We start from the raw sequence: 22,548 nt of genomic DNA, 5'->3' as shown, positions 1-22,548 counted from the left end.
GCTTATAAGTCATGATTCCAATTAACGTTATAATGAATAAAAATGATGCTTGTTAGCGTAATGCCGAACAGTTAAGAAAACTTAGTTTATTTTTAGCTGAAGAAGATCAAAATCCTATGACTCAAAAGGTCATGGGATTTTTTATGGCGTTTTCAGAAGCACTCGCTCGCACTTCGATTAATCATCTTACCGAATTTTCTTCTTTGTCAGATATCTTAGAGCCAGACATTATTGAATCTTGCCTAAGCGCATCGTTGGGGAATTGAATTAGTTTATCGCGAAATGAAGCTGCACATGCTTGAAAGCCGTTTTACTTGCTTATAATGTAATTCGTTACAAAATGATACTGATGGCGAAATCACTTAAAGGTGCTTTTGCTAATCAATTGGGCTTCATAGATGAGTCTTCTCGTATTATTCATACTCCGATCATGATGCCCATATATGCACCAGAAAACGTCCCCAAAATAGTGATTGATATAGAAATAAATGTCGCCCAATTTAAGCTGGAGGGAAAGCGAAAACGAAGTTATCCTAGGTGTTTAAAGCCTTCTAAGAATCGATATCCGGTGCTAAAAGTAAATATGCCTTTCACCTTAAGTGAATGACATTATGCTGCAGCATGTTTTTTTATTTTGCAAAGTATAAAATCAATAAATATTGTATTTATGCTTCTTTGCTGAAATAGATTCAATTCAACCTTTACCTATCACCTTTGATGTTTTACCTCGACTCCCCTCTAATTCGCTTGTAACTAACTAATACCATATAAGATTAAATATTTTATGTTTAGTCTTAAGCATTCAGAGTAACTAATAATTAATTCCAGCCATTTCTGGATTATCTCATGGTGATGAAACTATGGTATAAACAGCTAAATTTGTATATAAAATGAACGATATGATGGTGTATGTTAACTACTACTAAAACCAATTTAGTTAATTATCTGTTGATTTATAGCGGTTAAATTATATAAATGCTTGGTTATCGACTCTGTAATAAGCTCGATTGTTATTACAATCAATGCGTTGCTTGCATTTTTTTGCCGAAATAGAACACTTATTTAATTCAATTACTATGAATGGCAATTTTGCTAGGGACATGGAGGTAATATGACGTTATTTATTGAACACCAACAATTAAACATTCGCCGTTTTGTTGATGAAGATAAAAATGACTTTATTAGCTTGGTTCAACACCCGTTATGTATGAAGTACAGCATGACAGGGGTTTTATCAGAGCCGCAAGCGAGCAAGTTTTTTGATACGTTAATGCATAACAAAAAACATAAAATGTACGCAATTGAAGAAGCTGAGACTGGTCTTGTGATTGGTTGTACTGGATTACAAGATTGTTTTATTGAAGAAGACTTATGTATTGTTTTTACCCTACGTTTGCTACCAGAATTTAATCAACATCAAGATTTGAATCCTGCATTAAAGCAATTAATAGAACAACTCTCCTCCCTACATCAACTCCCGAAACTACAAGCAGTGGTTGCTAAGAAAAATCAGTTTATTATGCAACTGCTAGCAGATTTGAGCTTTGAAAAAGTCAAAATAGTAACCTGTCGTGGCATCGATAGTTACTTATATCAAACTTGTTGACCCATCGATTACCGTCCTATTTGAATAAATAGTGTTATTTTTTGTATTTTTATTCAACAAAACGAATAAAAATGCTTTTAATTCGGGTAGAATGCCGCGCAAGTTCAACTTTTAAGAAAACTCCAATCATTTGAGTTTTTCACCCATGAAAACATTAACCGAGGAATGTGAAAGATAATGGAAAATAACCGAACAATTAAACGCGCACTGATCAGTGTTTCTGATAAAACTGGTATTGTAGAATTTGCACGTGAGTTAGCGGATAAAGGCGTTGAGCTTTTATCAACCGGCGGTACTTGTAAATTATTGGCTGAAAATAATATCAAAGTAACAGAAGTATCTGATTACACTGGATTTCCTGAGATGATGGATGGGCGTGTAAAAACATTACATCCTAAAATTCATGGCGGTATTCTTGCTCGTCGTGGTATTGATGAAGCAATTATGTCTGCAAACGATATCCAAGCGATTGATATGGTTGTTGTTAACTTATATCCATTTGCTGCAACAGTAGCTAACCCTGATTGTACATTAGAAGATGCGATTGAAAATATCGATATCGGCGGTCCTACAATGGTACGTGCTGCGGCAAAAAACCATAAAGATGTAGCCATTGTTGTAAATGCATCTGATTACTCACGTATTTTGTCTGAAATGACAGAAAACGACGGTAGCTTAGTTTATAAAACGCGTTTTGATTTAGCAATTGCAGCTTATGAGCATACCGCTCAATACGACGGTATGATTGCTAACTACTTCGGTACGATGGTGCCAAGTTACGGTGAAAACAAAGAAGGTGATGAGGAATCAAAATTCCCACGCACTTTTAATGCACAATTCCAAAAGAAACAAGATATGCGTTACGGTGAAAACTCTCATCAAGCAGCAGCTTTCTATGTTGAAAACAACGTTCAAGAAGCGTCTGTATCGACAGCAACGCAGTTACAAGGTAAAGCATTATCTTACAACAACATTGCTGATACTGATTCTGCATTAGAATGTGTTAAAGAATTTTCAGAGCCCGCTTGTGTGATTGTTAAACATGCAAACCCATGTGGTGTTGCCGTTGCTGGAAACATTCTTGATGCATACGAAGGTGCTTACAAAACAGACCCAACGTCTGCATTTGGTGGCATTATCGCATTCAACCGCGAATTAGACGCTGCAACCGCTGAAGCGATTACTTCACGTCAATTTGTTGAAGTGATTATTGCGCCATCTGCTAGTGCAGAAGCTGCAGCAATCGTTGCAACTAAAAAGAATCTACGTTTATTAGAATGTGGCGAATGGGCTGACCAAACAACTGAGTTTGATATTAAACGTGTTAACGGTGGTTTATTAGTTCAAGACCGTGACCAAGGAATGGTAGGTTTAGACGACCTTAAAGTTGTGTCTAAACGTCAACCTACAGACGCTGAAATGTCAGATTTGTTATTTAGCTGGAAAGTGGCTAAATTTGTTAAATCAAATGCGATTGTTTATGTTAAAAACAGTGCTACCGTTGGTGTTGGTGCTGGCCAAATGAGCCGTGTTTACAGTGCGAAAATTGCAGGCATTAAAGCCGCTGATGAAAACCTAGTCGTTGAAGGTTCTGTTATGGCATCGGATGCATTCTTCCCATTCCGTGACGGTATTGATGCAGCAGCAGAAGCAGGCATTAGCTGTGTTATCCAGCCAGGTGGTTCAATGCGTGATGATGAAGTTATCGCAGCAGCAGATGAGCACAATATGGCAATGGTATTTACAGGGATGCGCCACTTCCGCCATTAATCTTATTTTGCTTTGTGCTTTGGCTCGTCCTCTGCGTTGAAAGTGCTCACTTGCAGTAGCAAGCTCCGCGCTTTCGCCTTGATGACAAGCCAAATCCCTTAGCAAATAACACAATTAATTATTGTGTTATTAAGCAACCAAGTAGCAAGCTCCTTGCTGCCTCTTGATTGTTAGTAAAATTTCTTAACACAATTAGATTAATCGATTTGAATATTGTAGGGCGAACTTTGGTTCGTCTTTATTATTTTAGATAACTTATTTTTAAGGTTCCTATTATGAATGTACTGATTATTGGTAATGGCGGTCGTGAACATGCGTTGGCATGGAAAGCGGCACAAAACCCTGAAGTTAAAAATATCTTTGTAGCACCTGGTAATGCCGGTAGTGCCTTAGAAGATAAAGTCACTAACGTTAATATTGGTGTTGAAGATGTCGATGCTTTGGTTGCTTTCGCAAAAGAAAACAATGTTGAATTAACGATTGTAGGGCCAGAAGCACCATTAGTTATTGGTGTGGTTGATGCGTTCCGTGAAGCGAACTTAGCATGTTTTGGCCCAACCAAAGGTGCAGCACAGTTAGAAGGCTCTAAAGCTTTCACTAAAGACTTTTTAGCACGTCATGACATTCCAACGGCTTGGTACCAAAACTTCACTGAAATTGAGCCTGCGTTGGCTTACGTTCGTGAAAAAGGTGCACCAATTGTCATCAAAGCAGATGGTCTTGCCGCAGGCAAAGGCGTGATCGTTGCGATGACCTTAAAAGAAGCTGAAGATGCTATTCAAGACATGCTTGCTGGTAATGCATTTGGTGAAGCTGGTCATCGTGTGGTCGTTGAAGAGTTCTTAGATGGCGAAGAAGCATCATTTATCGTGATGGTTGATGGTAAAAATATCGTACCAATGGCAACAAGCCAAGATCACAAACGTGTTGGCGATGGCGATACAGGTCCAAATACCGGTGGTATGGGCGCATATTCTCCAGCACCAGTGGTAACACCTGAAATGCATGATCGTATTATGGAGCTTGTTATTCGCCCTACGGTTGAAGGTATGGCTGCTGAAGGTAATACGTACACTGGTTTCTTATACGCCGGTTTGATGATCATGGCTGATGGCACACCTAAAGTTATTGAATATAACTGTCGTTTTGGTGACCCTGAAACACAACCAATCATGCTACGTATGAAGTCTGATATCGTTACTTTATGTCTTGCCGGTGTGAATGGCGAACTGGAAGATATGGTTGCCGAGTTTGATCCGCGTGCTGCGATTGGTGTTGTATTAGCAGCTGGCGGTTACCCTGCTGATTACACTAAAGGCCATGTTATTTCAGGTATTCCTGAAGCTACTGAAGGGCTTAAAGTATTCCATGCTGGCACTGCTGAGAAAGATGGGCAAGTGGTAACAAGTGGCGGACGTGTACTTTGTGCAACAGCATTAGGTAATACAGTGACTGAAGCGCAACAGAAAGCCTATGAGCTTACTAAACAGATTAGTTGGGATGGTATGTTCCATCGTAACGATATTGCTTACCGCGCGATTGCTCGCGAAAATAGTAAATAACCTTTGTGTTAGATAAGCAACGCTATTAATAACACGACTTAGTATTAGTTCACTAACTTCTCTGATCATTGATCAGAGAAGTTATTTCCCCTAATAATGTGTTAACCCCATCGACTTGTTACATCTTTGAATTTCCCGTCTCACGACTGACTGATTTTTATATCATGAACGGTAACGGCTATAAGCAATTGTTGACACTTTGACAAGTGTTATTCAACTAATTTACTGATCACTGCCACATTATTATGTAATGTTTTATGTACAGGGCATTTATCCGCAATTTCTAAAAAGCGCGCACTCTGTTGCTGGTCTAAATCACCTACAAAACTGATATTACGCACAACCGCTTCTATACCATTTTGTTGTTCACAGTTATTACAATCATCTTGATAATTACGAGTGTGTGTCAGTTCAACTTTGATATGTTGTATCGGTAGTTTTTTGCGTTGAGCATACATTCTTAAGGTCATTGATGTACATGCCCCTAGGCCAGCGAGTAGATGCTCGTAAGGATCTGGTCCGGTATTTTTCCCACCGACGCTAACGGGTTCATCAGCTAACCAATAGTGACTTGATGTGCTTACATGTTGGGTAAATTTGTGATCTTTTTCTTCAACCAGGACATGTCCCTTAGGCAATGCCTTTTTATCACTGTTTGTTTGCTTGCTTGTATCGTTGTTAATATATCGACTGGCCCATGCTGCAATAACCTCTGCTGCATATTCTGAATCATTTTTATGACTTAATAAGTGGTCAGCGTTATCCAAGCTTACAAAGCTTTTAGGGTGTAATGCTGCTTGATATATTTTTTCAGCTTCACTGATGTTAACAACCGTATCAACGGGGGAGTGCATCACTAACAACGCTTTTTTGAGTTTACTAATATGTTGATTACCATAGCTGTTAATATCATCTAAGAACTGTTTCTGTATGGTGAAGTTTCTGCCTGCAAGTGTTACTTCTGCTTCGCCTTTATCGTTAATGTCATCAATATGTGCTGCAAAATTATGAGCAACATGTGCAGCATCAGATGGAGAGCCTATTGTCACAACAGCAACGGATTCAGGCACTTTTTGAGCAACGCCTAATACGGCAGCGCCACCTAAGCTATGACCGATCAGTAATTTAGGTGCATGATACTCTTTACGTAAAAAATCAGCCGCTGCTACTAAATCTTGTATGTTGGATGAGAAGTTTGTATTGGCAAAATCTCCATCGCTATTACCTAACCCGGTGAAGTCGAAGCGAAGCACTGCAATCCCTTTGGCCGTTAGCGCCCTGCTAATGCGAGATGCAGCCGCAACGTCCTTACTGCATGTGAAACAGTGAGCAAACAGCGCATAGAACCTGACGTTTGCTTCTGGAGTCTCTAATAGCCCACTTAGCGTATGGCTACCACTAGTGAATTCTACTTTCTGACGCATAGTACATTCCTTCTTTAGTTGATTACTAATAAGTACATCGATGACTAAACATTAATGAGTGTTGTTATATATAACATGTTGTTCAACAAAATGATGGTTTGTGGTGTGTTTTATAGAGCTAGTTTTATCTGAGTAGTATTGATGATTTGTTATCGCCAATAGCATTAAATATAGGAAGGGGCATTAAATATCGAAAGGGGGAGTATATATAGGAAAATTAAACCGAGGAGGGACGATTAAAAAAGCCCTCAAAAGAGGGCTTCTAATAACATGTCCAGTCAACTTACTATTTAAAAGTAATACACTGTAAGCGAGTGGTAAGTTATTTTAAATGCAAATACTCGAAAGTATTTTATCCGCGTAACAAAAGATTATTTGTTTACCGCTTCTTTAAGAGCTTTACCAGAAACAAAAGCAGGAACGTTAGCTGCTTTAATTTGAATGTCAGCACCAGTTTGTGGATTACGGCCTGTACGTGCTGCACGATGATTTACTTTAAATGTACCAAAACCGATAAGTTGAACTGGTTCACCATCTTTTAGGCTATCAGTTACGCTAGCTAAAATTTGCTCTAGGGCAGCTTTAGCTTGTACTTTAGTTAGGTCTGCTTTTTCTGCGATATCTGCAACAAGTTGAGTTTTGTTCATTATTTGACTTCCATTAGTATAAAAAAATGCATAAGAATTTAAACATATTATTTAATGTATTGCATTCATTCCTCGCAAGTAAAGGATAATAATCATTTAAATTAGTAAATTAGCGGTTTATTTACTTTATTGTGTTAAAAATCACACAACAGCGGGGGTAGTTGTGGCTTGCGGTTCAAATTTTGTTCGCCATATAGCACCTTGAACGATGCAAATATTACCTGGTCTAGTCGTCTAAGCGAGTTTTATCGATAAAAGTTATGTCGTTTTTTGGACAATCTGAGGGAAAGGTTTGTGACTATTTATGCTGCGTTTTACTTTTTTATGCACATAATGACATCTTAAACTGCGCTGCATAGCTAGATTTTAAACGAAACTATATAACACTATATAACTTCACTATATAACGAGAAATTTGCTTGGCCTTAACTAAAAAGCCAGCAAGGTATCGCAAAAATAGCCCTCAAAGATTAACCGTTCTGAGCATTAACCATTAAATATCTAATGTGGAGATGCCAATGTTGGTGCTTTCAAGGGACTTTATATAAGCTCGAATTGATTTAATGAGTTCCGGACTACGTTCATTATCTAACATTTTTAATACAGTTTCTTGAACCGCTAAATGTTCAATAAATAATGGCTCAAGTAATAAGGTTGCCTCATCAATTTCTTGATCTGTTTGTAATTCAATAAAGCTAGCAATGGTTGCAAAGCTGGTTTGGCTTGCATTTATTGCCTCTTCTTTAGACTTAGTAGAAAATGAATTGAAGATACAATTAGTAATAACACAAAAATCGACCGCTGGATAAACCCCGTAAAAGTCATAATCATTACTTTCTGGGATGATAGCATCGAAATTTTCTTCTTGGATAGTGAAGTTTATTTTAGCGCCTTTTACGGTCAGTTTTTCCCAAAAAAGTTGTAAGATATTTTCAGCTGTTTCTCCATGTTCACTGCCAATTGCTTGGCTAAACATTTTAAAATGAGTAATATTTTGCTCTGCTAATGCCATACAAAAAACATTTTGTTGCCAAGCTTGTAAATTGGAAAGTTGATCATTGACGGGAAGAGATAGCATAGTAGTCCTATTTGCACCTGCAAAAGAAGCTAAGATTATAGGCAAAATTGAAGGCTGTCTGCAGATATTTAGCGATTTTTATTTTTTCCTTAAAAAAGGTATAAAAAAAGCGACTTAGAAAGTCGCTTTTTTAGATTCTAGAGTAGAGTTAGACTTAACCCATGCCGTATTTTTTCAATTTTTTGCGTAACGTACCACGGTTAATACCTAACATAGTTGCTGCACGAGTTTGATTACCACGAGTGTATTGCATAATGATATCTAACATTGGCGCTTCAACTTCTGCCAATACTAATTCATATAATTCAGTTGTGTCTTGACCATTCAATTTTGCTACATAACCAGATACAGCTTGACGTACTGAGTCACGTAGTGGACGTTGAGTTATTTGCCCTGTAGCAGGAATACTAGTTGTTGTTGTCAGTGCTTCTTGAGAAATATTTTGTTCAAACATGGCTGTTAACTCTTTTAATTACAATTGATTTAAATAAGTTTCTAATACGTTTAATTGCTCACTAGCATTTTCTATCGCATTAAATTTTCGCTTAAAATAACCTAACCTGTCTTGCGCTTGCAAATACCACCCGACATGCTTCCTAGCGATTCGAGGTCCCATTACATCACCATAAAAAACATGCAAAGCTTGCACATGATCTAATAGCATTTGTGTAATTTCCGTTTGTGCCAAACTCTGTGCATGTTGCCCAGTGTTTAGAAAGTGGTTAATTTCATTGAATATCCAAGGGGCACCTTGTGCACCTCGTCCAATCATGATGGCATCAGCTCCTGTGTAGTCCAGTACAGACTTGGCTTTCTCCACAGAAGTAATATCACCATTTGCAATCACAGGGATTGTTATGCTTTCTTTAATTTTTTTTATCGTGTCATACTCAGCTTCACCTTTAAAAAGGCACTGTCGAGTACGACCATGCACGGTTAGTGCTTGGATACCTGCTTGTTCAGCGATCTGTGCAATCTCTATCCCATTTCTATTTTCTGGGTCCCAGCCAGTGCGAATCTTCAAAGTAACAGGCACGTCAACAGCATCAACAACACTCTCCAAGATAGCTTTCACTAACTCAGGGTGTGGTAATAATGCAGAGCCTGCTTTTTTCTTATTCACTTTCTTGGCGGGACATCCCATATTAATATCAACGATCTGAGCACCTAGCTGCACGGTCAATCGTGCGGCATTAGCCATTGCTAGCGGTTCAGAGCCAGCAATTTGTACAGAGCGGATACCTGATTCGTTATGGTAGTCCATTCGTAACTTAGATTTAGTACTATTCCAAACACGAGGATTGGATGACAGCATTTCTGACACAGCTAGCCCAGCACCTTGTTTACGACAAAGTTCTCTAAATGGCCTATCTGTGACGCCAGCCATCGGCGCTAAAATAAGATTATTGTCTAATTGATACTTTCCAATGCGCATATTCTAAGCGTTCTCTAAGTTAAGGCGGCGTAGTCTACGCATTTTTTACTGCAGAATAAAGGTTAATAATTAAGCATTTTGAAATTATTTCGCTTGCAAATTGAGCAACACTTTGTTCTCAGTTATTTATAATCGCTTTAAGCGTGCTTAATTCCAGATAAACGAGCCCATTCATCCTTGATTTTTGCAGCGTCCATAGCAAACCATTGGCCATAAACTTCAATCAATTCTTCAGCTTGCTGCTCTAAGATACCTGATAATGCTAAAGCACCATTAGCCTTCACTAAACACTCAATACTGCTTGATAATTCACGTAATGGGCCCGCTAGAATATTTGCCACAACAACATCTGCCACAATACCTTCAGGCATGTCTTCTGGTAAGTACAACTCAAGTTGTTCTGATACGTTGTTTCGTTGCGCATTATCGCGGCTTGCAGTAATCGCTTGCGGGTCTATATCAATACCTATCACGCGTTTTGCACCTAGTTTAAGTGCTGCAATCGCTAAAATACCTGAGCCACAACCAAAGTCTATGACCACTTTATCTTGTAGATCTTGAGCATCTAACCAAGCCAAACAGAGTGCTGTCGTTGGGTGAGTGCCGGTGCCAAAAGCAAGGCCTGGGTCAAGCATTACATTAACGGCGTTTTCATCGGGAACGGGTTTCCAGCTTGGACAAATCCACAAACGTTCACCAAATTGCATTGGATGAAAGTTATCCATCCATTCACGTATCCAGTCTTTATCTTCTAGTTGTTCAACTTTGAATGCAAAGTCTTGCGCAAGTAGCTTGCTCTCTTTTAATAGAGCAATAACTGGCAGCATATCGGTATCGGCTTCATATAAACCAGTGACATCGGTATCTCCCCATAGGCGGGTTTCACCAGGCAGAGGTTCAAAAATAGGGGTGTCTTGCGAATCAGTAAAGGTAGCCGAAAGGGCGCCATTATCCATTAATAGTTCACCAATCTCTTCCGCATTTACATTGCTTGCGTTTAATTTAAGTTGGATCCAAGGCATGATTATCTCTTTTTAGTTGAGTCAATAGATAGCGCGCAAGAATACAGGGAATTGATTGATTAATATAGCGTCGTAAAACACCTCTGGCTGATTTCTATATCCTGAACGAAACATGCGCGTAGGTTTAAAATTGTTGTTTTATCATTGATTGTTATTCAATATTTGCTTATTTTAGTAGAGTTTTTCTGATCTTTACTAATAATTTCCAGATAGTTGCATTGTAAAGTATCATCTTCTTTTGAAAATAACAGTTTGTTACGGAAAGGGTATTTCGATGAACAAAATAGTGATTATTGATGATCACCAGTTATTTTTATATGGTCTAAAACTAACCTTAGAAAATGAAAATAATTTGGTGGCTACATTTGATAGCCCAATTGAGGCACTAGTAGCAATAAAAGAAATTCAGCCTGATTTAATTCTGATGGATTTATACATGCCTGAAATGAATGGTTTGGCAATGATTAATGCATTAACAGAGGCACAGATAGCCTCTCCAGTGCTAGTATTGTCAGCTAGTGAAGATTACCACGATGTGTATCAGGCTTTACAACATGGTGCTGTAGGTTTTATTCCTAAGTGTTATTCTCCAGAGGCCATGTTAGTAGCCTTGAAAACCGTGCTGAGTGGTGAGTTGTTTGTACCTGAAGAAGTTGCCGTAAAAATTAATGAAATTGCCCAAGTTGAGGCTAAAAAGAAGCAAAACTTACATTTATCTGACAGACAAATGCAAATTTTGAAGTTGATTCATGAAGGCAAAAAGAATAGAGAGATAGCTGATGCGCTATGTATTTCTCAGGATACGGTGAAGTTTCATCAAAAAGGGTTATATGCGACATTGCAAGTATCGGGCTCTTCGAGTCGTATAAAAGCCGTTGAGAAAGCAATGGAGCTTGGTTTATTTAAATCTTAGTCTGGTTTATTTAAATCTTAATCAGGTTTATTGATGCTTTTTATTTTAGTAATTGTTTTAATAAAAACCTTAAAGAAGCGGGTTTTACGGGTTTATTGAGTACTTTATAGTTTATCCCTTTGCCCGTTTCTTGCACTTCTTGTAGTTTTCCTGGATCTGCCTCACCGGTTAATAAGACTGCTGGAATGACATCCTCCTGACGAATCGCTTTAATGACATCAAGTCCTGTTTTGTGGTTTGGTAATCGGTAATCTGAGATCACTAAGTCATAGCGATTACTCTTGTACTGTTGTAAGCCCGCTTCAGCTGTGCTTGCACAGTCAACAAGGTAACCCCAATTTTCAAGTAACATGCTTAAAGCGCTTAAAATGCCTGGGTCATCATCAATTAATAATATTCTGTAACTAATAGAGTGACTAGCAAGTTGATTCAAATTAATCGTTTTCGGCGTACTGGCGACGCTTTCTAACGGTAATTGAAAGCAACTACCATTAGGGCCAGTGATTGCAGTTATCCGTGTTTTACACAACGCAGCTTTACGCTGAGCGATTGCTAATCCTAACCCAATGCCTTTGCTTTTATTATGTAGCGGATTATCTGCTAACACTACTTCATCAAATAAATGTTCATAAATAGACGCTATGATCGGCTCACCTTGGTTCCATACCTGTAATAACGCATTACCCTTGTGAGCTCTAACCGATAATAATATTTTTGCGGCGTTTTCTTGCCTACCATGAACAATTGCGTTACTAAGCAATGTCTCCACAATTTCGATCAATAATTGTTTGTCCATTTTTATGGTAATTTCAGGTACACGGGCAGTGATATTAATACCGGATTTAGAAGCTTGACGTTGATGTTTTTTGACTAAAGGTAATAGTGTAGAGGCGACATTAAATTCAGTTAGCGTAGGGGTGATTGCATTACCATCTAAGCGTGCTAAATCTAATAAGCTAGATAACCAACGTTCCAGCTCCTCTGACGCTAATTTGATATTATTTGCTAGCTGATAGTGAGGGGTATCATTGAGTTTATTTTCTAACAAGTGTCCATATAAAGAGATGCTACTCAGTGGTTGGCGAATATCGTGAATTATACGGTTTAAATAACGAGCACTGTGCTGACTAAGGATCGTGTCTTTTTTAGGTTTTATATCTGCTTCTTGTTTTGGTGATTTATTATTAAGCATCTGTGTATAAACAGTGAGATAGCACATGGTGATAAGGAAAGTGCTATTAAATAGAAACACTAAGGCATCACTTTCTCCCAAAACACATGAAAATATATAACAAACGGTTAAAAATATATTGTTAAATATTAATAGGGGAATGCTATAGGAAAATAAATAAGCATAAAATAGAGGTAGCAACAGCGTTAAATATAAGAAGCTATTTTGATAGGTTTGTTCTTGGAAATGACTATTAATAGCCACAAATGGAGTGATTAAAAGTGCACTGATTAGAATAATGTTTTGTGCTAATTTGTCTTTTTTATAAATCAGACTGACGAGAGCCATTATACATAATAATAAAATAGTTAACGGTATATAGAATGCAGTAGTAAAGGTAGGGGATGAGTCAAAAATAGTATAGCTTTGTGCTATGCCGATTGAAAAAAAGAAAATAAATGAAGCAATGATCACGATATTAAAAGTGCGAAATGATTGCCATCTAACATGATTTTTGGGTACTTTTATTGATTGCATCTGATTATTCATTTATTAGTTTTAAGTGATTGCTTCATAGATCTTTCCATACACTTTAGTGATTCTGTTTTGGATAACGGAAATGAATCAAGAAGTGTATTCAATGAAGTCTGTAAAAGATAGGTAAAAAATAAACGATAGGTAAAAAAAAGCCTAACAAAGTTAGGCTCGCCTGCAATATGTCTTTTTATTACAAATTTAATAAAAAATCCATTTTAATGGCATTAAAGTGGGTGTACTACTATGCCTCAATTCCTTAAGACCCATATAGAATGCCTCAAGAGCGGGTATAAAGTAACTACCCGTTCGGGTAGTTTTGACATATTCTTGCACAATAATGAATGAAAAATAGACGAACAGCTGTGTTAATGAACAGAAGTATTAACCGGTTATTTTTCAGGTACAAACTTTTGCGCACTTTGTAAGGCAAATGAGTAACCTTGTGCACCCATTCCACAAATAACGGCACAAGCGACATCTGATAAATAGGAATGATGCCTAAATTTTTCACGTTTATGGATATTAGATAGATGCACTTCCACAAACGGAATCGCCACGCCTAAGAGCGCATCACGAAGGGCAACGCTAGTATGTGTAAATGCAGCGGGATTAATAATAATAAAATCAATCTCTCCAGCGCTGTCGTGAATTTTCTCAATCAGTTCATATTCACGGTTAGATTGGAGGTGAGATAATTGAATGTTCAAGTGAGTCGCTTCTGACTCAAGCGATTCAATAATATCTGCTAGGGTTTGGCTACCGTAAACTTCCGGTTCACGTTGCCCTAATAAATTAAGGTTCGGTCCATTTAATACTAATACTTTCACTTGCTACTCCTTTTGAACAGAAGCCTCATAAAAAAACTCCTCGAGAACGTTTAAGTTATCGAGGAGTTTAGCGAGAAAGCCATCAATTGGCTATGTCGAATTTATTAAAATCAGTGGCCGTTAAAGCCTATCTAATTTCTTGATTTTCTTTAATCAATTTATCAACCACACTTGGGTCGGCTAAGGTTGATGTATCACCTAATTGATCACTTTCACCGGTTGCAATTTTACGTAAGATACGACGCATAATTTTGCCAGAACGTGTTTTAGGTAAGCCTTCTGCCCAATGTAAAATATCAGGGGTAGCAATCGCTCCAATCTCTTTACGTACCCATTGTTTCACTTCAGCATATAGCTCAGGAGAAGAGTATTCGCCTGAATTTAGCGTCACATAGGCATAAATACCTTGTCCCTTTATTTCATGAGGAACACCGACAACAGCAGCTTCTGCGATCTTAGGATGTGACACTAATGCACTTTCTATTTCAGCGGTGCCCATTCGGTGCCCTGAAACATTCAGTACGTCATCAACACGTCCTGTGATCCAGTAATATCCATCTTCATCGCGGCGTGCTCCATCACCTGTAAAGTACATGTTTTGGAAGGTTGAAAAATAGGTTTGTTCAAAGCGATCATGATTACCGTAAAGCGTACGCATTTGCCCTGGCCAGCTATCTAGCATCACTAAGTTGCCTTCAACTGCACCCTCTAAAATATTACCTTCATTATCAACTAATGCAGGTTGTACACCAAAGAATGGATTCGTTGCAGAACCGGGCTTGAGATCCGTTGCACCCGGCAGAGGAGTAATTAAGATACCGCCGGTTTCTGTTTGCCACCATGTATCAACAATAGGACATTGCTTATTACCAATTTTATCGTAATACCATTCCCATGCTTCAGGGTTAATAGGTTCACCTACAGAGCCAAGAATTCGTAGTGATTTTCGATGAGTACCTTGTATTGCTTCATCGCCTTTCGCCATTAATGCGCGAATTGCAGTCGGTGCTGTATACAATATCGTTACATTATGTTTATCAACTACTTCACTCATGCGGGCTGGAGTCGGGTAGTTTGGTACACCTTCAAATAACAGTGTAGTAGCGCCATTCGCTAGTGGCCCGTAAACTAAGTAACTATGACCAGTGATCCAGCCAACATCAGCCGTACACCAGTAGATATCACCTTCTTGATAATCAAACACATATTTAAAGGTCATGGCTGCATACACTAAGTAGCCGCCGGTAGTATGTAATACGCCCTTCGGTGTACCGGTAGAGCCTGATGTGTATAGAATGAATAGTGGATCTTCTGCATTCATTGCTTCTGGTTGACAATCTGTTAGTTGTGATTGAGTGACCGTTGTCCAATCTAAATCTCGGCCTTCAACCCAATTAACGTCACCACCCGTGTTTTTAAACACAATCACATGTTCAACACAGTCAGTACCATCACGTGTTAATGCTTCATCTACATTTGCTTTTAGTGGAACGGTTCGTCCGCCGCGTCGACCTTCATCGGCAGTGATCACTAATTTTGCACTACTATCAACGATTCGGCCTGCAATTGCATCAGGAGAGAAACCACCAAAAACAATAGAATGTACTGCACCAATCCGCGTACAGGCTAACATTGCAACAGCTGCTTCAGGTGTCATTGGCATGTACAAACAAACCACATCACCTTTTTTAATGCCCTGTTCTTTTAAGGCATTAGCGAACTGACAAACTTGTGTGTATAAATCTTGGTAAGTAATTTTTGCATCTTGGTCAGGTGAGTCACCTTCCCATAGTAATGCAACTTGATCTGCTTTCGTTCCCAAGTGGCGATCGATACAGTTAACTGAAACGTTTAATTCACCATCCTCAAACCATTTAATATTAACATTGCCAGGAGCGTAAGAACTGTTTTTGACCTTAGTGTAGGGTTTTATCCAATCTAAAATTTTACCTTTCTCACCCCAAAATGCCTCTGGATCTTCGATAGATGCTTTGTATTCAGATAGATATTGGTCATTGGTTAGCAAGCTATTTGCTGCTAACTCAGGTGAAACTGGGTAAATAGTATTTCCGCTCATTGTTCGCTCCGTTATTACATAATAATCAATTGCTCATATTTTTATTTTTTAGGTATAGCTTAATAAGTAACCACAGCATTCTAATCGAGAGTGAAAATAGTTATTGTGAGGAATGCCTATGTTGTTAAATAAATGTTATCTCTCATTAGGTTAGCGTTGATTATGAGATCAACCTCAAAAATAAGAAGTGTTTTTTTGAGTGGTTGAGTAGGTTTTTTATTGTTTTTTTATTAACTTTTTTGACTTTTTATCTAAGCTCTAATAACAGACTAATTCATTAAATGACCAATATTAATCGAAATATAAGCATAAAAATGGCCTTATTAAAGGCGCTGGGTCATGAACATACGGGAAACTCTTATTTAAAAAATACTGAGCCTGAATAAATATATTGGTTAGTTTGCAATATTCAGTTAAATGCTGGAGGTCAAATGAAGATCAAGCAACAGGGTTTTGCTATTTTAATCACCGCGATTGTATTAAGCATTGCGGGGGTAGCCTATACAGCTAGCATGGCCTATTTACAGATCATCGATAATCAAGTATTGGGTAACTATTATCGTAATAGTGAAGCTTTTGTAAATGCAGAGTCGGGCATTAATTTAACTTTAAGCAAGCTGAAAAATGTGTCAACTGCCACTAATATGCTTGATAACCTACCTTATATTTACACCGCTTCACTTAATGCTAAGACTTCATATCAGGTCACTGTGACTCAAATAAGTAGCAATAAGTTACAGATTATCTCCGTCGGAAAATCACAAGATGGCACTGCATCAAAGCAAGTTTCAGTACAGGTTTATTACGATATTGCGTTTAATATTCCCACTGCCCCTCTTTCTAGTAATGGTAAATTACAAATTAATGCGGGGGATTCTATTAATGATGGTTGCGAAGGTTTAACTGTCGATCAATGCCGTTCTCCGGGGAGTATTGCACCACAAATTACACTTAGCCAACCAAGTTTTACCCTCCCTAGCAGTGTGCTTGCTCAGACAGATGGCGATCAGCAAGTACCTGAGTTTTGTTTGGATGATTCATTACAGGTAGATAACATAAACCTGAGTGCGATTTATGGCGCGTTGTTGGATCAAGAAGGGCTATCTCGCTTTAAACAAATTAACCTAAATGAGTGGGGGAGTGCAGCTTCAGCATCGGGCTCTATTTTTGACCAAGTACAACCGATTGACGATATGAACAGCGCCACTTCATTATTTGAAAATACTTTTGGTATTACCTGGCAAGATGCAAAAGGTGCGTTAACAAGTTCATCGCAAGTGGCACATATTGATATGGGAAACCTTAATAACGGTAGTTGTTCGGAGCAACTACAGAATGTGGATGATCTCATTGATATTATTTATATCACTGGAGATTGTAATATAAAGCAACAACATACATCGATAAACAGCGCAGGTAATAAACACTTTACTATTGGCTCAGTCGATGACCCTAAACTAATTTTCATGGAAGGGGGAGCTTTCACTGCCTTGCCCAATACACACAGTGCGGTGATCGGTTTATTATATTTATTGCCGGGCTCTGCAGAGGTTATCGATGAGAGCGGTAATTTTGTTTATATTGATGGCATTAAACAAACTGCACAAGACATGAGTATTGATTTAGCCGGCATTCAAGTAAATGGCGCGTTATTAAGTGAATACAGTTGCTCTGTGAGTAGTGCTGCAAGCAACAATGCTAATAACCTGCCACCCTTATCAATCCGTTACGATAAAAGCGTACTCAATCAACTTTATAAAAAATTAGGGATGACAGATGTCACAAGCAATTATCAATTAGTTGCAGGAACATGGAGAGACTTCTAATGCTCAATAATAGAAACAAGCCTCAAAACACAGGTTTTTCATTAATCGAAATTTTAATTGCTCTGATAGTGGTTAGCCTAACGGCGGTAAATATCACAGGCTTACAAAAGAAAGTGACGGAACAACAGCGTGATAATATAGCGCGAACAGCGATGATGTCATTAGTAACTGGAAAAATGGAACAGGTGCTGAGTCTCGTAAATATTAATCAGTTATCTGATTTGCATGATGTGTCGGAAACTAATATAGACATTGCCAATACTAAGTTCTCAATATCGTGGGCAATTTCAGATGTTGCTGCTGGTTTTGATCATGGTGGTGATTTTAAACAAGTGATGATGGATGTCTCATGGCTCAATGCTCAGGGAGAAGTAGAAGACTTTAAACATGCTCAGCAAGTTAATCTAACGTTGCTGACATCAGAGACAAACAATGCTTCATCAAGCAACCCCTATGCACAGACGATTACCTCTCCGATAGGGTTAAACGAATTGATTTATTTTCAGCCAAAGCTTGAATATCAACAAGGGGCGTTTGTTATTCATGATAGTTATTTATATCAAGCCTCTGCTGACTACGCGATGGATCTAGCTCACCCTCATTTGATCACTGACCCTGACACTGGGATCACGAGTGCAAGTGAAGGGTGGATAGGTTTTGGGGTAATAGATGATCCTGCATTAGCGAGTAACGATGATTTAGCTGTGTTATTCATGGAATAATAACGATGTTATGATTTTGTGATAAGTAAGCTTCGTTGATATGTTATTCTTGAACTATTAAATAACACTGCACTCTAATCGATATTATTCACATGAAGGAATGTTTGGCCAATGATTGAAAGCCAACTTATTATATTACAACAAGCTAAAACATATTTAACGTCTGTTTCTGAACAGCAATATACACAAATTATTTCGCCTTATTTTATGAGTTCAGCGGGTGCACACATGCGCCACATTCTAGATCACTATTATGCGATTATTAATGGTTTGTCAGAAGGACTGATCGATTACGATAAACGTAGCCGTGGTGGCATTATTGAAAGTTGTCCGCAAGCTGCACTACAGTCGATACAAGAGATCTCTGATTTTTTAAATGCATTAACAGCGCATCAATTGCAACAAACTATCAAGTTATCAACTGAAATCTCAGTGACTGATAAGCAAGTTGCAATAGTGGATACAAGTCTTGCACGTGAGATAATCTTTACGGGTAGCCACGCAGTGCACCACTTAGCAACGATTAAGCACATTGCACAAGCTCAGGAAATAGAAGTAGAAGGCAGTTTGGGTATTGCACCAGCAACGGCGACTTTTTTACGCGCGGGTTAATATAATGTGTACATTAACATATCGTTTAAATGATCAAGGTTATCAGCTTTTTTTTAATCGTGATGAGCAGATCACACGCCCCCAAGCTATTGCACCTAGTATTGATAATTCGTTAAACGCCGCTTATCCGATTGACCCAACCGGCGGTGGCACTTGGATAGCTGTACATCAAAGCGGTGCAAGCCTTGCGTTATTAAACTATTACCAAGCGCAAATAGACCCAAGCTTGAAAACCTTTATAAGTCGTGGTGTCATTATTCCACACCTATTAAAACAGACAGGCTGTATTCATCAACAATTACTGACGATGGATTTAAGTGTTTATCAAGCGTTTCAACTCTGTGTTTTTAATCCTGATTTATCCACTCAGATTGAAAAAAAACAGCAGGCTTATCAATATATTTGGGACGGCCAACAACTTACCTTCTCTGCATTATCGGTAGACGAGTCATTACCTATCACTTCTTCAGGTGTTGATTATGAAATTGTTTCTGCTTATCGCAGAGCACAGTTTCAGAAATCGATAGATACTCAACAATCCACTACCAATGATTATATCGAGTATCATCAACATCAAGGGCAATCAGGAAAGTGTTCAGTGAAAATGCACCGAGAAGATGCTCAAACAGTCAGCCTTACACAGATCTCTGTCGATCAAAAGCAACCATTAGGTAGAAAAGTGAAAGTTGAATATTTAGATTACTTAAGTAAACAACCTGAAAAAGCACAATCACTTACTCTATAGTGTCAGAGTAAATGATTCACTTTTAGACTGCAAGGTAGTGAATGGCGGCTAAAAGCCTAGCTATAACCTAATAACCTTTTTAGCCTATTATTGTTAATAATGAGGCGGGCGCATCTCTTCTTTTTCAGAAGCTAATTGATTCGGTTCACTCTCTTTTAACTTAACTGCTAATAAAGCAACTTGTTCAATCAACTGCTGTGTACGGCGCTGTTGTTCAAAAATTTCTTTGTTTAATGTGTCTATATTATCTTCTTGAAAAGCCGCTTTCATTTCCAATTGTTCAATGCGTTGTTCTAATTCTGCTTGTTTGCTATCCATGGTGTCTCTTATAAAGGCGCTAGGGGCCAAATTTCTAATAGTCCAGCAGAGCTTTCAGTCACAATTGCTGAATCACTCCATAATGTCGCAGAGTATACTACAGCTGTTTTAGGACGTGTTTCTTTTCTTGGGGTGACAGTCCAATCTTGTTTTGCTAATCCTGTTTTAGTCTCCCATAACACTACTTTTTTTGTGCCATTACCCGTTAATAAGTATTGACCATCTTTAATGAAACGTACTGAAGAAAAAATGGATTGTCGTGCTCTATAAATGAGTGTGCTTTTTAACTTGCCTGTTTGCAAGTCCCATATCTGAGAGGCCTTTTGATTATCTGCTATAAAAGCAAAACGACCATTTTTTTCTAACCTGACCATACTAATACGTTGTTTAAAATCAAATTGTTGTATAACTTGTGCCGTGTCGGTATCCCACAGAAATGCTTGGTGATCATTACCGCCAGATAAAACATAGCGACCATTGCTAGACATATCGATACTGTTTATTTTTTCACGGTGTAATGGTGCTTCTAAGCGACGTCCAGTGCGTAGATTAATATGAACTAACTTACCATTAACCTGTCCATAAACAACGAATTGGCCATTTTCAGACAATTGGATATCTCTGATTGGTGAATCAGAAACTTGATAAAACCCCAGTGATTTACCTGTTTTTGTATCCCATAATGCAAATTCGTCACGGCTGGCAGATAATGCAACACTGTTATTTGATGATAAACGCACAATAAAAACATCGTTGTTTTGCCCCTGGTGATGATACCAGTTGAAAAGCAGTTTATTATGTCGATTATCCCATAAACTGATGCCATGGTGGATCGACGATGTCAGTGAATAATCTCCATTTTGAGAGAGTTCAGCTGCAAAGGCACCTTGCACAGCATGTTCATATTGCTGAGTCGGTTGCGAGTATTGCTCACAAGCAGTTAAAAACAAGCAGGTTGTGAGTAAAATAGTTTTTAAGGTATTAGCTAATGGCATGATTAAATTGTCTTTGTTGATAAACAGCTTTAAGGTTAGTATAAGTAAACTGTTTTAGATACTTGCTTTACAACTTTTTGAAGTAAAATCAAAGCTATCTGTTTTAATTTAATATTTGGAGTAACAATGAAAAACGTTTTTAAAGTTTCTTTATTAGCTGCAGCAGTTGCAATTACTGTTGGCTGTAACCAAGAAGAAGAGCAAGTAACTTCAACTCAAGAAACTGCTGCGGTAAGTTTTAAAGATGATAATGAAAAAGCGGCCTATGCAATTGGCGCATCATTTTCTCGTTATGTTTCTACTACATTGGAGAAGCAAGCTGAGTTTGGTATGGCATTAGATAAAGAAATCATCCTGCAAGGTATTACAGATACATTACGTGATAACTCTAAATTAACAGATGAAGAGATGATCGAAACGCTAAAAGCGTACGATACAAAAGTGAAAGCGGCTGCTGAAAAAGTACAGCTTGAAGCGGCAGAAAAATCAGCTGCTGAAGCAAAAGCATTCTTAGATGAAAATGCAAAAGTGGAAGGTGTAACCGTAACTGACTCTGGTTTACAATATTCAGTGATCACTGAAGCAGAAGGTTCAAAACCTGCTGCAGAAGATACAGTGACAGTTCACTATGTAGGTACATTAGTTGACGGTACTGTTTTTGATAGTTCTATAGAGCGTGACCAGCCAGCTAAATTCCCGCTAAACCGTGTTATTCCAGGCTGGACTGAAGGTGTTCAGTTAATGAGTGTTGGCGAGAAATACAAGTTCGTTATTCCTGCTGAATTAGGTTACGGAGAGCAAGGTGCGGGCTCAATCCCACCGGGTGCAACGCTTATTTTTGAAGTTGAATTATTAGATATTGAACCTGCAGAAGCAGCACCGGCTGCAGAATAGTATAAGCAATAGCTATTTTAAGTAGTGTTATAGAAAGGTCGCGAAAGCGGCCTTTTTTGTTTGCCCAGCAAAGCTGGCAAACCCGCTCACTTGCAAGAAAGTGAGATCACCCTGATTGAGGGGAAGATAATCCGAATGGCAAGGGCGTCACTGGCTAACGGTGGGGTCTGAAGGAAGCCATAGGAAGTTAGAAGTACACAACTAACCGTAACCTGTTTCGGCAGTGTTGGTGGATAAGCGTCCAAAATAGCGCGAAGTCCAATACTCAGTCAGACCAACACTGTGTTTGAGGGTGGTCATTTCTAACAGGGAGCCAGTGTAATAACTGGGGAAGCCTGGCACTGTATCCAAGCATTTGTTTGGACAT

General features: G+C 38.4%; 21 protein-coding genes and 1 pseudogene. 11 read left to right on the top strand and 11 right to left on the bottom strand.

The genetic code is table 11. The features are described from left to right. Positions 1 to 143 precede the first annotated feature (143 nt). The 5 genes and pseudogenes from H592_RS24755 (at position 144) to purD (ending at position 4,938) form a co-directional block, all read left to right on the top strand. Positions 144 to 266, top strand: coding sequence for a hypothetical protein (locus H592_RS24755; protein ID WP_281170601.1), 123 nt, complete (start codon positions 144 to 146; stop codon positions 264 to 266). Beyond that, positions 247 to 607 (top strand): annotated as a pseudogene (locus H592_RS24560) (IS4 family transposase); the annotation flags it as partial. The gene H592_RS24755 and the pseudogene H592_RS24560, both read left to right, overlap by 20 nt. A gap of 504 nt (positions 608 to 1,111) precedes the next feature. Beyond that, entirely contained in the window at positions 1,112 to 1,606 is a 495-nt protein-coding gene (locus H592_RS0107815) for a GNAT family N-acetyltransferase (protein WP_028868283.1), read from the top strand. A gap of 177 nt (positions 1,607 to 1,783) precedes the next feature. Then, the gene (purH, locus tag H592_RS0107810) at positions 1,784 to 3,376 is read left to right on the top strand and encodes a bifunctional phosphoribosylaminoimidazolecarboxamide formyltransferase/IMP cyclohydrolase (RefSeq protein WP_028868282.1); all 1,593 of its coding nucleotides are present in this window, start codon (positions 1,784 to 1,786) and stop codon (positions 3,374 to 3,376) included. A 275-nt stretch (positions 3,377 to 3,651) separates the two neighbouring features. After that, positions 3,652 to 4,938 carry a phosphoribosylamine--glycine ligase gene (gene purD / locus H592_RS0107805; RefSeq protein ID WP_028868281.1) on the top strand — a complete coding sequence of 429 codons (1,287 nt, stop codon included), beginning with the start codon at positions 3,652 to 3,654 and terminating at the stop codon, positions 4,936 to 4,938. A gap of 209 nt (positions 4,939 to 5,147) precedes the next feature. On the opposite strand, the gene H592_RS0107800 is transcribed toward purD, so the two are convergent. The 6 genes from H592_RS0107800 to prmA form a co-directional block, all read right to left on the bottom strand. Continuing rightward, on the bottom strand, positions 5,148 to 6,362 hold the full coding sequence (locus H592_RS0107800) for a bifunctional alpha/beta hydrolase/OsmC family protein (protein ID WP_028868280.1): 1,215 nt from the start codon (positions 6,360 to 6,362) through the stop codon (positions 5,148 to 5,150). Positions 6,363 to 6,733: 371 nt separating this feature from the next. Then, positions 6,734 to 7,009, bottom strand: a complete 276-nt coding sequence (locus H592_RS0107795) for an HU family DNA-binding protein (protein ID WP_028868279.1) — start codon at positions 7,007 to 7,009, stop codon at positions 6,734 to 6,736. Positions 7,010 to 7,502: 493 nt separating this feature from the next. After that, on the bottom strand, positions 7,503 to 8,087 hold the full coding sequence (locus H592_RS0107790) for a YjaG family protein (RefSeq protein ID WP_028868278.1): 585 nt from the start codon (positions 8,085 to 8,087) through the stop codon (positions 7,503 to 7,505). 154 nt (positions 8,088 to 8,241) lie between these two features. After that, positions 8,242 to 8,541, bottom strand: a complete 300-nt coding sequence (fis, locus tag H592_RS0107785; protein WP_025563271.1) for a DNA-binding transcriptional regulator Fis — start codon at positions 8,539 to 8,541, stop codon at positions 8,242 to 8,244. A gap of 18 nt (positions 8,542 to 8,559) precedes the next feature. Next, positions 8,560 to 9,522 (bottom strand): tRNA dihydrouridine synthase DusB, encoded by a 963-nt coding sequence (gene dusB, locus H592_RS0107780; protein WP_028868277.1) that lies wholly within the window; start codon positions 9,520 to 9,522, stop codon positions 8,560 to 8,562. 137 nt (positions 9,523 to 9,659) lie between these two features. Beyond that, complete coding sequence (gene prmA, locus H592_RS0107775; protein ID WP_028868276.1) at positions 9,660 to 10,544, bottom strand: 50S ribosomal protein L11 methyltransferase; 885 nt, start codon at positions 10,542 to 10,544, stop codon at positions 9,660 to 9,662. Positions 10,545 to 10,818: 274 nt separating this feature from the next. On the opposite strand from prmA, the gene H592_RS0107770 reads away from it, so the two are divergent. Continuing rightward, positions 10,819 to 11,457, top strand: a complete 639-nt coding sequence (locus H592_RS0107770) for a response regulator (RefSeq protein ID WP_028868275.1) — start codon at positions 10,819 to 10,821, stop codon at positions 11,455 to 11,457. A gap of 40 nt (positions 11,458 to 11,497) precedes the next feature. On the opposite strand, the gene H592_RS0107765 is transcribed toward H592_RS0107770, so the two are convergent. The 3 genes from H592_RS0107765 to acs all read right to left on the bottom strand — a co-directional run bounded on the left by H592_RS0107765 (position 11,498) and on the right by acs (position 16,069). Then, entirely contained in the window at positions 11,498 to 13,165 is a 1,668-nt protein-coding gene (locus H592_RS0107765; RefSeq protein WP_169727645.1) for a hybrid sensor histidine kinase/response regulator, read from the bottom strand. A gap of 389 nt (positions 13,166 to 13,554) precedes the next feature. Further along, positions 13,555 to 13,992 carry a type II 3-dehydroquinate dehydratase gene (aroQ, locus tag H592_RS0107760; protein WP_028868273.1) on the bottom strand — a complete coding sequence of 146 codons (438 nt, stop codon included), beginning with the start codon at positions 13,990 to 13,992 and terminating at the stop codon, positions 13,555 to 13,557. 127 nt (positions 13,993 to 14,119) lie between these two features. Further along, the gene (gene acs / locus H592_RS0107755; RefSeq protein ID WP_028868272.1) at positions 14,120 to 16,069 is read right to left on the bottom strand and encodes an acetate--CoA ligase; all 1,950 of its coding nucleotides are present in this window, start codon (positions 16,067 to 16,069) and stop codon (positions 14,120 to 14,122) included. 431 nt (positions 16,070 to 16,500) lie between these two features. On the opposite strand from acs, the gene H592_RS0107750 reads away from it, so the two are divergent. The 4 genes from H592_RS0107750 (at position 16,501) to H592_RS21760 (ending at position 19,974) form a co-directional block, all read left to right on the top strand. Next, positions 16,501 to 17,895: a hypothetical protein gene (locus H592_RS0107750; RefSeq protein ID WP_028868271.1), complete on the top strand. Its 1,395-nt coding sequence runs from the start codon at positions 16,501 to 16,503 to the stop codon at positions 17,893 to 17,895. Continuing rightward, complete coding sequence (locus tag H592_RS0107745; protein ID WP_028868270.1) at positions 17,895 to 18,617, top strand: type IV pilus modification PilV family protein; 723 nt, start codon at positions 17,895 to 17,897, stop codon at positions 18,615 to 18,617. Before H592_RS0107750 ends, H592_RS0107745 begins: the two co-directional genes overlap by 1 nt. A gap of 111 nt (positions 18,618 to 18,728) precedes the next feature. Continuing rightward, positions 18,729 to 19,229, top strand: coding sequence for a DinB family protein (locus tag H592_RS0107740; RefSeq protein ID WP_028868269.1), 501 nt, complete (start codon positions 18,729 to 18,731; stop codon positions 19,227 to 19,229). 4 nt (positions 19,230 to 19,233) lie between these two features. Next, positions 19,234 to 19,974 (top strand): NRDE family protein, encoded by a 741-nt coding sequence (locus H592_RS21760; RefSeq protein ID WP_051369081.1) that lies wholly within the window; start codon positions 19,234 to 19,236, stop codon positions 19,972 to 19,974. A gap of 93 nt (positions 19,975 to 20,067) precedes the next feature. On the opposite strand, the gene H592_RS0107730 is transcribed toward H592_RS21760, so the two are convergent. Both H592_RS0107730 and H592_RS0107725 read right to left on the bottom strand, forming a co-directional pair. Beyond that, entirely contained in the window at positions 20,068 to 20,292 is a 225-nt protein-coding gene (locus H592_RS0107730; RefSeq protein WP_028868268.1) for a SlyX family protein, read from the bottom strand. An 8-nt stretch (positions 20,293 to 20,300) separates the two neighbouring features. Continuing rightward, positions 20,301 to 21,287, bottom strand: coding sequence for a WD40 repeat domain-containing protein (locus tag H592_RS0107725; RefSeq protein ID WP_037071267.1), 987 nt, complete (start codon positions 21,285 to 21,287; stop codon positions 20,301 to 20,303). Positions 21,288 to 21,413: 126 nt separating this feature from the next. On the opposite strand from H592_RS0107725, the gene fkpA reads away from it, so the two are divergent. Next, the gene (fkpA, locus tag H592_RS0107720; protein ID WP_028868266.1) at positions 21,414 to 22,181 is read left to right on the top strand and encodes an FKBP-type peptidyl-prolyl cis-trans isomerase; all 768 of its coding nucleotides are present in this window, start codon (positions 21,414 to 21,416) and stop codon (positions 22,179 to 22,181) included. The last annotated feature ends 367 nt before the right edge of the window (positions 22,182 to 22,548 follow it).

Origin of the sequence: Psychromonas arctica DSM 14288, assembly GCF_000482725.1 — a bacterium.
Lineage (GTDB): Bacteria > Pseudomonadota > Gammaproteobacteria > Enterobacterales > Psychromonadaceae > Psychromonas > Psychromonas arctica.
This window is presented reverse-complemented; position numbering and strand designations above follow the sequence as displayed.